The sequence below is a fragment of the Arthrobacter sp. zg-Y1219 genome (assembly GCF_030125545.1).
Classification (GTDB): Bacteria; Actinomycetota; Actinomycetes; order Actinomycetales; family Micrococcaceae; genus Arthrobacter_B.
The window spans coordinates 103,717-115,129 of sequence record NZ_JASKLY010000010.1 but is presented as its reverse complement, the minus strand read 5'-3'; the positions used below and the strand labels follow the sequence as shown (position 1 = coordinate 115,129).

Sequence of the window (11,413 nt, the reverse complement as noted above, 5' to 3'; positions counted from 1 at the left end):
GGGGACATACCCCCCCCCCTACGGGCCCCGGGGGGGGCGCCCGGGGGGGGCCCCCCCCACCTTCTGCCATTTCGCGGGGCTGTCGGCGCTATTTGCGCATTGACTCCGCAATCTGCTGCATGACGGTGTTGTCGGCGAGAGTGCTGGAGTCGCCGGCCTCGCGCCCCTCGGCCACGTCCTTGAGCAGCCGGCGCATGATCTTGCCGGACCGGGTCTTGGGCAGTTCCGGAACCACCAGGATGTGCCGCGGCTTGGCGATCGGGCCGATCTCCTTGCCCACGTGGTTGCGCAGGGTGGTGACAATGTCGTCGTCGTCCTTGGCGCTGCCGCGCAGGATCACGAACGCCACCACGGCCTCGCCGGTGGTGTCGTCGCGGGCGCCGACGACGGCGGCCTCGGCCACGGAGGGATGGCTCACCAGGGCGGACTCGATTTCAGTGGTGGAGAGCCGGTGCCCCGAGACGTTCATGACGTCGTCGACCCGGCCGAGCAGCCAGATGTCGCCGTCTTCGTCCTTCTTGGCGCCGTCGCCCGCGAAGTACATGTTGTCGAACCGCGACCAGTAGGTCTGCTTGAACCGCTCCGGATCGCCCCAGATGCCGCGCAGCATCGCGGGCCAGGGTTCCTTGATCACCAGGAAGCCGCCGGAGCCGTTGGGCACCGGCTCGCCCATCTCATCCACCACGTCGATGGAGATCCCGGGCACCGCCACCTGCGCGGAGCCGGGCTTGGTGGCCGTGACGCCGGGCATCGGCGCGATCATGTGGGCGCCGGTCTCGGTCTGCCACCAGGTGTCAACGATCGGGGCGGGGGTTTCCTTCTTGCCGCCGTTGGCGCCGATGACGGTGCGGTACCACATCCAGGCCTCGGGGTTGATGGGCTCGCCCACGGAGCCGAGCACGCGGATCGAGTCCAGGTTGAACTTTCCGGGAATGTCCCGGCCCCACTTCATGCAGGTGCGGATGGCGGTGGGCGCGGTGTACAGGATGGAGACCTTGTACTTCTCGACCAGTTCCCACCAGCGGCCCTGGTGCGGGGTGTCCGGGGTGCCCTCGTAGATGAGCTGGGTGGCACCGTTGACGAGCGGCGCGTAGGTCACGTAGGAGTGCCCGGTGACCCAGCCAATGTCAGCGGTGCACCAGTACACGTCGGTTTCCGGCTTGAGGTCGAAGGTGTTCAGGTGCGTGAACGCCGTCTGGGCCAGGTAACCGCCGGTGGTGTGCAGGATGCCCTTGGGCTTGCCCGTGGTGCCGGAGGTGTAGAGGATGAACAGCGGATGCTCGGAATCGTGGCCCACGGCGGTGTGCTCGGTGCTCGCGGCGCCGACGACGTCGTCCCACCACACGTCCCGGCCCTCGGTCCACTCCACGGGTTCGCCGTTGCGGCGAACGACGACGACGCTGGTGACCGTGTGTCCGTCCCGAACCAGCGATTCGTCCACCGCCGGCTTCAGCGCCGTCGGCTTGCCGCGCCGGTAGGAGCCGTCGGCGGTGACGACCAGCTTGGCCTCGGCGTCGTCGATCCGGCTGCGCAGCGCATCGGCGGAGAACCCGCCGAAGACCACCGAGTGCACCGCGCCGATGCGGGCGCAGGCCAGCATGGTGATCACGGCTTCGGGAATCATCGGCAGGTAGACGGCGACCCGGTCGCCCTTGGCCACGCCGAGGGACTCGAAGGCGTTGGCGGCCTTCTTGACCTCTTCGGTGAGCTGGGCGTAGGTGTATGTGCGGGTGTCGCCGGGTTCGCCTTCAAAGTGGATGGCCACCCGGTCGCCGCGGCCTTCCTCGACGTGGCGGTCCAGGGCGTTGTAGGCGGCGTTGACCTTGCCCCCGACAAACCACTTGGCAAACGGGGCGTCGGACCAGTCCAGGGTTTCGGTGAAATCCTCGTCCCAGGTCAGCAGGCTGCGGGCCTGCCGGGCCCAGAACTCAGGGCCTTCGGCGGCTGCTTCCTCATAGAGGGAAGGCTTGGCCACGGCATTCGCGGCAAATTCGGGACTGGGGGGAAAACTGCGGTCCTCGTGGAGCAGGTTCTCCAGTGCATCGCCGTGTTGCTTGACGGGGGACTGTTCAGACATCGTGAACCCTTTCGCTAGCTGAGTGCCCACGGTCCAGCCCGGATCGAGGGGCTGCCGTAGCGTTGAATCAACCCTAGCGCCGATCGCGCCCCGGTGTGTCCACCGTCACAGTCAGGCCCGGCAAAGGGGGTGTTTCTGCGGTGAGCGGTAGGTCACGGCGGGTGCTCCTGCGGCAGTTCGGCTAGTCTGCGGTTCGAGCGTTGACTAGGCTGTGGGAGGAAGCAACCGCTTTTTGAACCGTGCAGGCGGCCCGTCGACGCTGCGGACCGCAGCTAATGCCGGCCCGTTGGCGGCGGTCGTGAATGGAGAAACGCAAATGAACCAGCCCCCCGTTGAAAAGGACACCCGAACGGTGGCGGAGACCCCGGCACCTGCCGAGAACCGTCCAGCCGGCGAGGACAAGACCCGGACTGCAGTCCTGGGCCCGTTTGGCCTGCGTGACCTGGTGGTCGGCGGTTCTGTCCTGCTGATGCTGATCGGTTCCCTGCTGCCGTGGAACGTCTCCTTCGATTTGCAGGTCACGCTCTGGTCGCCGCTGACGCCGCTGTTCTTCCTGGGGATCGGGATCATCCTGCCGCTGCTGGTCGCCGGACTGTTCGCAGCCCGCCGGATGGCGCCGGAGCTGAAGTACCGCATCGGATCGCTGTCCGTGGACCAGTTCGGTTCCGTGGTGGGTGTCCTGGCACTGGCCTTCTTCTTCCTGCAGCTGGTCACCGAGTTCACCGTCGGCACGCTGCTGACGTTTATTGGTGCCCTCGGCCTGGTGGCAGCAACGACGCTCGCCCCGCACATCCCTCCGTTCTCCCGCGAGTTCGATGAGCGCGCCGAGATGCCCGCCCACGTCATGGCGCGCGACGCCGTGCGCCTGCGCCGCCGTCCGGCTGCTCCGGCTGCTCCGGCCACTCCGGCGCGGACCTCGGAGGCCGGTGCGTCAGTGCCCGCCGATGCAGAGGCCGCTTCCGCGGAGTCCCGGCCGGCTGAGTCCCGGCCCGCCGGGTCCCGGTTTGCCGGGATCGGCACCAAGCTCGCGCCGACCGGACTGTTCGGCCGCAAGTCCGACGCCGGCACACCGGCGCCGAACGGCATTCCCGAAGGCAGCGCACCGGCTGCCGGCGCCACGGCCGCAACAACTCCGAGCAGCGGCAACGCTGTCGGCAGCGAAACCGGCAGCAGCGAAACCTCCGGCGGCGAAACCTCCGGCGCCGAACCGGCCCGCAGCGAATCCGCCGCGGTCCGGAGCGCCCCGGCAGCAATCACCGAAGCGGCAGCCCCGGCTCCGCGCCGTGAGAATGCCATCGCCGCTACCACCGTCAACCCAGTGGTTCCGGCCCAGCAGTCCCGGGCCGCCTCGCCCGAAACGTCGCAGTCCGAGGTAAAGCGGTTCGAGGCGGAACCTGCCACGCAGGCATCGCCCCTGATCTCGCCGTCGTCGTCGGGCGACTCCATCAGCGCCACCCGCGAGGAATCCGAGAATGTGGTGGAGGCGTTCTGGTTCGCCGTGGGCACCCCCCGCCAGATTGTCGACGAGCGCACCGGGCTGCCGCTGTTCATGTTCCACCCGGGCGACTGGGAGCTGGGGCTCGAAGACCGCGGCAACGAGTTCCTGGTGCAGGACAAGCGCACCGGCCGCATCGGCGTGCTGCGGGACCTGAGCAACATCGAGCGGGTCGGCGAGGACTCCGGCGAGTAGGCCGGGACCTCTCCCGCACGCAGCACCCAGCAGCAGCACCATCCGATCCGGCGCGACAGAAGGACACGAGGACGTGGTTAAGGCAACCGGGAGTGATCCCTCCCTGCTGGCAATCAAACGCAGGGCGCGGAAGATCAACCGGACGCTGGGGGAGCTGTATCCCTATGCCGTGGCGGAGCTGGACTTCACCAACGCCTTCGAGCTGCTGATCGCCACCGTGCTGTCCGCGCAGACCACCGACATCCGGGTCAACGCGGTCACGCCGGCGCTGTTCGCCCGCTATCCGGACGCCAAGGCACTGGCCGAGGCCGACGAAGCGGACCTGCAGGAGCTGATCCGGCCCACCGGCTTTTTCCGCGCCAAGGCCGCCAGTATCAAGGCGCTGTCCACTCGGCTGGTTGATGAGTACGACGGCGAGGTGCCGGACAAGCTCGAAGAGCTCGTCACGCTGCCCGGTGTCGGCCGCAAGACCGCCAACGTGGTGCTCGGCAATGCCTTCGGAATTCCGGGCATCACGGTGGACACGCACTTCGGCCGCCTCTCGCGCCGCTTCGGCTGGACCACGTCCAAGGACCCGGTGAAGGTCGAGGAGGACGTGGCCGAGCTGTTCGAGCCCAAGGACTGGACGCCGCTGTCCAACCGGGTGGTTTTTCACGGGCGGCGGGTGTGCCATTCCAAGAACCCGGCCTGCGGAGCCTGCGCCGTCGCGGCGCTGTGCCCCTCCTACGGCGAGGGCGAAACCGATCCCGAGAAGGCTCGGAAACTGCTCAAATATGAGCTCGCTCCGGGCCGCGAGGAGCTGCACGCCCGGATGATGGCCGCCGAAACCCGCGCCCAGCTGCGGGCCGCCGGTTACGGACTCGAAGCGTGAGTGCTTACGCGGACCTGAAGGCGCTGGGCGCCGCGGCCGCCGCCCGCACCACCTCCTTCGACGCGAACCTGGAGTTGCTGCGCCGCAGCGTCGACCCGGCCGCGGCCCGCCGCGCCGCCGTGCTGATCCTCTTCGGCAATCTGGACGACAAGCCGTCGGACTTCCGTTCCGCCGGAGTGCCCGACGAACTCGACGTCCTGCTGGTCGAACGGGCCGCAACGCTCAACGACCACCCCGGACAGGTGGCCTTCCCCGGCGGATCGCTCGATGCCGAGGACGCCGGGCCGGAGGCCGCAGCCCTGCGGGAAGCCCGGGAGGAAACGGGACTGGACCCGGACGGCGTCGTCGTGCTGGGCACGCTCCCGGAGGTGGGGCTGCCCATCAGTAATTTCCTGGTGACGCCGGTGCTGGGCTGGTGGGACCGGCCCACGCCGGTGGACGTGGTGGACTACGGTGAGTCTGCCTCCGTGTTCCGGGTCCCGGTGGCGGACCTGCTCAATCCGGAGAACCGGCGGACCGCCGTGCTGAGCCACGGCGCGCGTGCGCACCGTTCTCCGGCGTTCCTGGTGAACGGGGTGCTGGTGTGGGGCTTTACCGGAATCATCCTCAACGCCGTGCTGGATGAACTGGGGTGGACCCTGCCCTGGGACGAGGAACGGGAAGTCATTCCGGACCTTTAGCCTGCGGAAGGGTGCTCGCCGTCGCCGCAGGAAAGGGGACGTCCGGACCGCCCCCGGCGGCCGCTACTTGGCGTCGGCGTAGGAATCCACAGTCACCGCGACCACCGGGAACTCCAGCGGAATCCGGCCGAACAGCAGCCGGGTTGCGGCCGCCGCCGCGTCGCTGACCAGGGCGCTGACCTCCGCGACCCGGGCTTCGGGCACATGCAGCATGACCTCGTCGTGCAGGAAGAACACCAGCTCCCCGGCCGGCGAGGACACCGACGCCGCCCGCAGCCGCCGTCGTATTTCCGCGAGCCAGCACAGCGCCCACTCCGCCGCGGTGGACTGCACCACAAAGTTGCGCGTGAAGCGGCCCTGGGAGCGGGCCAGCGAATCGGCGCGGCGCTGCTCCTCGGCGGATGCGGTCTGCTGGGCGCGCAGCCACCGGTCGGAGACCGGAGGCGAGCTGCGGCCCAGATGGCTGCTGACCGTCTTGCCCGCTTCTCCGGCGCGGGCGCCGCGCTCGACGACGTCGATCGCCTGCGGATAGGACCTGGTCAGGGCGGGCATCAGCCGGCCGGCTTCGCCGGAGGTCGCCCCGTACATGGCGCCGAGCATCGCCATTTTGGCCTGCGCGCGGTCGCCGTTGAAGTTCTGGTCGGCGATGCCCTGGTAGAGGTCCTTGCCGCGGGCCGCGGCGGCCAGCGCGTCGTCCCGACCCAGAGCGGCGAGCACCCGCGGCTCGAGCTGGGCGGCGTCGGCGACGATCAGTTTGTGGCCCGGGTCGGGCCGGACGGCGTCGCGCACGTAGCGGGGAATCTGCAGGGCGCCGCCGCCGCGCGAGGCCCACCGGCCGGACACCACGCCGCCCACCACGTATTCGGGGCGGAACCGGCCCTCGGCCACCCAGGCATCAAGCCAGGTCCAGCCGTTGGCGGTCAGCAGCCGGGAGAGCCGCTTGTATTCCAGCAGCGGGGTGATGGCGGGGTGCTCATGCTGCTGCAGTTCCCAGGACCGGGTGGTTTTCACTTCGATGCCGGCCCGGTGCAGGGCGCGCAGCAGCTCCTGCGGCGAATCGGGGTTGAAGCCGGGGTTGCCCAGTTTGTTCCGCAGCTCAGCCGCCAGCTGTTCCAGCCGGGCCGGGCGCTGTCCCTCCGGCGGGCGAGGACCGAGTTCGGCGGCGAGCATGGCTTCGTGGATGTCGCGCCGCCAGGGCAGGCCCGCGTGTTCCATTTCGACGGCGATCAGGCCGCCGGCCGATTCCGCGGCCAGCAGCAGCGCCAGGCGCTGCCGTGCCGGGGAGCCGGCGACGGCGGCCAGCTGGGCCTGCAGCTCGGTGACCTGATCCTCGAGCGAGGGTCCGCGCTTTGCCGCCGGGTCGTCGAAGCCCTCCAGCTCCTCAAAGAGCGAACTCTGGTTCGGCGCCGGCTGGACCGGCAGCAACTGGCGGGGGAGCAGGTCCGCGTCGCCCTCCGGAGCCTCGGCGCGCAGCGCCTCAATATAGGGGGAGAGCGCGGCGGCTTCGGAAAAGCGCAGGACGCCGCGGACCAGGGCCAGGTCATGGCTGCGCTCGACCCGCACGCCGGCGCGCAGCAGCTGCGGATAGACCTCGCGGGTGCTGCTGAACACCCAGCGGAGGTTCCGCGTGCGGTCCTCGTAGTCGCCGACCACGGCAGCGAGCAGGGCGGGCACGACGACGGCGGGGGCTGCGGAGGGCTGCCCGGCGTCGTCGGTCTCCTGGAGCTGCAGGGAACCGGCGGCAGGAGCGGAACCGGCCGGGGTGAGGACAACGTACATGCTTCCATTGTCCCTGCTGGCCGGGGATGGTCGGTGTGTGCCACCCGCGGCGCGGGGCCCGGGCCTCGGGTGCAGGCATCCGCGGCGGAGCGGGCGGCTTCTCCTGCACAACCGCCTCGGAACCGCCTTTTGTCCCCAGATGCCACGGCTGCCGCCGTGTCCCTGCCGGTAGCGGGAAAGACTCACGGCATGACAGAGGAACAGCTGTGGGTACCGGCGGCCCAGTCCCGCCGGGCCGCCGTGGCGGCACCGGACGGCCCGGGCGGGGGAAGCCCCTCGCGGTCGGAGCGGGGCGCGGGCTCCCGGGCGCCGACCCGCTCCACGTCCCGCGCTGCAGCGGTTCGCCGCCGGGAAACCGAAACGCCGGTGATCCTGGTCAGCCAGTCGCAGCGGCTCACCGATGAAGTATCCCGGGTGGCGGCAGCGGCCGGCCTGCAGCTGGAGGTGCTCGCGGAGGTGCAGGCGGCACTGGGCCGGAACCCGGAGGTGCTGCTGCTGGGCAGCGACCTGGCCGCGCCGGAACGGACCGGACGCTGGCGGCCCGGGGGCGCCGGGAGGCGGGGCACCGAGACCATCCTGGTCGGCACCGTGCAGGACACGGGCTTGTGGGAGGCGGCGGCACGCCTGGAGGCCGCCCGGGTAGCGGTCCTGCCGGCGGCCTCCGGCTGGCTGGCCGAATATTTGAGCCGCCGGCGTCTCCTGGCGGCGGGTTACGTCCTGGGCGTGATCGGAGGCTGCGGGGGTGCGGGGGCCTCCAGCCTGGCGTGTTGGCTGGCCCATGAAGCTGCTGACCAAGGCCTCGGCACCCTGCTGGTCGACGGCGATCCGCACGGCGGCGGGCTCGACGCCAGCCTCGGCAGCGGCGAAGTCCCCGGAGTGCGCTGGCCGGATCTGGCGGATGTCCGCGGGTCGCTGAACCCGGTCCAGCTGATGTCGGCACTGCCCCAGGTCTCCGGATTTGCGCTGCTGTCCGGCACCCCCGGGGTTGCAGCTGCCGATGCGGCGGAGGGAACTGCATCCGCCGAACCGGACGGAGGCGAAGAGGCAGCCGAGCAGAGCATCCGTGCGGTCATGGACGCAGCCCGGGCGGCCTTTGCCCTGACCGTGGTGGACTGCGCCCGGCACCGGCCGGGCCAGCTGTTGTTGTCCTGCGATGCGCTGCTGTTGGTGGTCCCCGGGCGGCTCCGGCCGCTGCTGGCCGCCCAATCCCTGCGCCGCAGCCTGGGCGCCGTTCCCCAGGCAGTGGTGGTTCGGGGGCCGCTGGGGGACGGGCTGGACGAAGCCCGCGCCGCCGACGCCGTCGGGCTCTCCCTCGCCGGCTACCTGCCCGCGCTGCGGAACCTGGAACATGCCGAAGCACGCGGGCTCCTGTTGGAGCGCGGCCGCCGGAAACGGATCCGGCGGGTCACCGGACAGCTGGTCAAACAGCTGGCTCCCGACCTTCCGGAATCGGCCATCCCGGCCCCGGGTGCCCGGCCATGAACCCGCCGCGGGGACGCCGAGCCGCGCTCCCGTCCGCGGCTGCGGACCCGCAGCAGCAGCGGGCCGGAGACGCGCCGATGGTGCGGCAGGTGCGCCGGCAGATGCTCGACGACGGCGAACCCGTCACCCGGGCCCGGCTGGCCGCTGCCGTCCAATCCAGCGGCCGGCTGCTGGGGGCCGAGGGAGCGCTGCGGGCCGTGGACCGGGTGCAGGCTGAGCTGCAGGGGCTGGGGCCGCTGCAGGAGCTGGCGCTGCTGCCCGGCATCAGCGACATCCTGGTCAACGGCCCGGACCGCGTCTGGGTGGACAGCGGCCACGGCCTGGAACTGACCGGGCTGCGGTTTGGGTCCGACACCGAAGTCCAGGCCCTCGCCGCGCGGCTGATAGCGGCCGGGGGACGCCGGTTGGATGACTCCAATCCCTGCGTGGACGTGCAGCTGCGCGGCTACCGGGTACATGCCGTGCTCCGGCCGGTCTCCACGGGCTCCACGCTGCTGTCCATCCGGATCCGGCGGACCCTGACCTTCACGCTGGAGGAACTGCAGGCCGGCGGCACCGTGGATCCGGAAAGCGCCGGCGTCCTGCGGCGCATGGTCGCGGCCCGGCTGAACTTCCTGATCAGCGGTGCCACCGGCACCGGAAAGACCACCCTTCTCTCCACGCTGCTGTCGCTGAGCGATCCCCGGGAGCGGCTGGTGCTGGTCGAAGATGCCGCCGAACTGGATCCGAGGCATCCGCACGTCGTGGGGCTGCAGAGCCGGCACGGGAACGTGGAGGGCACCGGGTCGGTGGACCAGGCCGAGCTGGTCCGGCAGGCGCTGCGGATGCGTCCGGACCGGCTGGTCGTGGGCGAGTGCCGCGGCGCCGAGGTCCGGGAGCTGCTCGCTGCGATGAACACCGGGCACGACGGCGCCGGCGGGACGATCCACGCCAACTCCGCCGCCAGCGTGCCCGCCCGGCTGGCAGCGCTGGGCGCTCTGGCCGGAATGAGCAGCACCGCGTTGAACCTGCAGGCGGCCAGCGCCCTGGACGTGGTGGTGCATCTGGGCCGCGAGGCAGCCGGGCGCCGGGTCGCCGAGATCGCCGTCGTCGCCGCGTCATCCGACGGCCGGCTGCTAACCGTCCCGGCACTGCTGCCGTTCTCCTCCGCAAACAGCCACGGTCCCGGATGGGCGGCGTTGCAGGAACGCCTCAGCCGCGGTGTCGGAAACGGGCCGGCCGGCATGCGGCACGAAACGCTGACCCCGTGACGGGCCTTTGCACCGCTGTGCTGCTGTGGGGCGCTGCGCTGCTGCTGCTGCCGCGTTCCCGCCCAGCGGCAGGGCGCCTTCCGGTGTCCGGCGGGCGGAGGGTGGAGCGGGCCGGTGGGAAGCAGATTCGGCGGCCGGGACCCTCGGCGCGTGCATCGCCCCGCAGAGCCCGTTCCGATGCGCAGGTGCAGGACCTTCCGCTGCTCATCCATCAGCTCACCGGGCTGCTGGCCGCGGGCCGGGCGCCCCACCAGCTGTGGGCCGATGCGGCTGCCCTGCAGACGGGCGGCCCCGGCGCCGCACCCCACGGGCCTCTGGCGGCCCAACTGCTGCCGGTCCTGGAAGCAGCCGCCCAAGCTGCGTCCCTGGGGCTGAGCCCGGTGCCGGTGTTTCGGACGGCCGCTGCGGCCGGCGCCCCACGGTCCGGCCGGGCAGGGAGGATCTGGCGCGGCCGGGGATCGGGCGGGAACGGCGACAGTTCCTCCTCGCTGCACGGGCTGTGGACTGAACTGGCCGCCTGCGTGAGTGTCTCGGAGCGCAGCGGTGCGCCCCTGGCCGGAGTTCTGGGCAGGTATGCGGCGGAGCTGGAAAGCGGCCTGGACCAGCAGGCGGCCCGCGAAACCGCGTTGGCCGGACCGCAGGCAACGGTCCGGCTGCTCACCTGGCTGCCCGTGGGCGGGCTCGGCCTGGGGTATCTGCTGGGTGTTGATCCCCTGGCCGTCCTGGCGGGCAGCCCGCTGGGCTGGGCGGCCGCGGCTGCCGGTGCGGCGCTGTCGCTGATCGGCAGGTTCTGGTCCCGGGCGCTGGTCCGCCAGGCAGCGGGACCCTGATGCCGGGTGTCCTGGTCGCCGTGCTCCTGGCCGGTGCCTTCGCGCTTCTGCTGTGGCTGCCGGGCAGAAGCACCGGGCCGGCGGGGGCCTCCGCAGCCCGACCCGCCCAGGGTTTCGGCCGGCCGGACGCCCCCGGGCAGGCCACCCTCCAGAGCACGGGAATTAGTGACCCGGCGCTGATGCTGGATCTCGTGGCGGCGATGCTGGATGCCGGACAATCCCTGCTGCCGGCACTGGGCGTCTTGGCGGACGTCGTGGATTCCGGGACCGCCGTGTGCCTGCGGCGGGTGCAGGCGGCGCTGGCGTTAGGTGCCCCCTGGGCGGCGGCATGGGACCTGGCCGAACCCGATCCCGTGCCGGCCGCGCCGGATTCCTCCGGCTCGCCGTCGTTCCGGTTCCCGCGGCGAGGTCCGGTGCCGCCCAAGGCTCCGACGGCCCAGCTGCGCGCGGCCCTGACTTTTGTCGCCACCACCGGAGCACCGTCGGCCGCCGTGCTGCTGGCGGAGGCAGCCCAGCTCCGGCGCCGGCGGGCCCGCGAAGCTGAGCGCCGGGCTGCGGCACTGGGCGTCCGGCTGGTGGTGCCGCTGGGGCTGTGCGCGCTGCCGGCGTTTCTGGCCCTGACGGTGGTGCCGCTGCTGCTGTCGCTGCTGCCCGCATTTCCGTAGCGGCTCGGACGGCCGTTGCTCGTCCTTCCCTCCACAATCGACCCGCACCCGACTTGGCGGCAGGCGTTATCCGGAACGGCGGGCCCGTT

9 protein-coding genes are annotated in these 11,413 nt (G+C 71.4%); 7 read left to right on the top strand and 2 right to left on the bottom strand.

The genetic code is table 11. The features are described 5' to 3' along the window. Nucleotides 1–88: 88 nt before the first annotated feature. Nucleotides 89–2,077, bottom strand: coding sequence for an acetate--CoA ligase (acs, locus tag QNO00_RS06830; RefSeq protein ID WP_229966116.1), 1,989 nt, complete (start codon nt 2,075–2,077; stop codon nt 89–91). Between the two features lie 316 nt (nt 2,078–2,393). Here acs and QNO00_RS06825 point away from each other — a divergent pair, with 316 nt between their 5' ends. The 3 genes from QNO00_RS06825 to QNO00_RS06815 all read left to right on the top strand — a co-directional run bounded on the left by QNO00_RS06825 (nt 2,394) and on the right by QNO00_RS06815 (nt 5,318). Further along, on the top strand, nt 2,394–3,767 hold the full coding sequence (locus QNO00_RS06825) for an MFS transporter (protein WP_284024044.1): 1,374 nt from the start codon (nt 2,394–2,396) through the stop codon (nt 3,765–3,767). Between the two features lie 73 nt (nt 3,768–3,840). After that, nucleotides 3,841–4,638, top strand: coding sequence for an endonuclease III (nth, locus tag QNO00_RS06820; protein WP_284024043.1), 798 nt, complete (start codon nt 3,841–3,843; stop codon nt 4,636–4,638). Continuing rightward, nucleotides 4,635–5,318, top strand: a complete 684-nt coding sequence (locus tag QNO00_RS06815) for an NUDIX hydrolase (protein WP_442860502.1) — start codon at nt 4,635–4,637, stop codon at nt 5,316–5,318. Before nth ends, QNO00_RS06815 begins: the two co-directional genes overlap by 4 nt. Nucleotides 5,319–5,381: 63 nt before the next feature. Here the strand turns inward: QNO00_RS06815 and QNO00_RS06810 are convergent, their stop codons facing one another. Next, a complete protein-coding gene (locus tag QNO00_RS06810) occupies nt 5,382–7,097 on the bottom strand; it encodes a bifunctional 3'-5' exonuclease/DNA polymerase (protein ID WP_284024042.1) in 1,716 nt (571 codons plus the stop codon). Nucleotides 7,098–7,286: 189 nt separating this feature from the next. Here QNO00_RS06810 and ssd point away from each other — a divergent pair, with 189 nt between their 5' ends. Genes ssd through QNO00_RS06790 form a run of 4 tightly spaced genes read left to right on the top strand, consistent with a single transcriptional unit; the run spans nt 7,287 to nt 11,324 of the window. Beyond that, nucleotides 7,287–8,579, top strand: coding sequence for a septum site-determining protein Ssd (gene ssd / locus QNO00_RS06805; RefSeq protein ID WP_284024041.1), 1,293 nt, complete (start codon nt 7,287–7,289; stop codon nt 8,577–8,579). Further along, the gene (locus tag QNO00_RS06800) at nt 8,576–9,829 is read left to right on the top strand and encodes a TadA family conjugal transfer-associated ATPase (RefSeq protein ID WP_502863178.1); all 1,254 of its coding nucleotides are present in this window, start codon (nt 8,576–8,578) and stop codon (nt 9,827–9,829) included. The genes ssd and QNO00_RS06800 overlap by 4 nt, the downstream gene beginning before the upstream one ends. Then, nucleotides 9,826–10,659 (top strand): hypothetical protein, encoded by an 834-nt coding sequence (locus tag QNO00_RS06795; protein ID WP_284024040.1) that lies wholly within the window; start codon nt 9,826–9,828, stop codon nt 10,657–10,659. The genes QNO00_RS06800 and QNO00_RS06795 overlap by 4 nt, the downstream gene beginning before the upstream one ends. Further along, entirely contained in the window at nt 10,659–11,324 is a 666-nt protein-coding gene (locus QNO00_RS06790) for a type II secretion system F family protein (RefSeq protein ID WP_284024039.1), read from the top strand. Before QNO00_RS06795 ends, QNO00_RS06790 begins: the two co-directional genes overlap by 1 nt. The last annotated feature ends 89 nt before the right edge of the window (nt 11,325–11,413 follow it).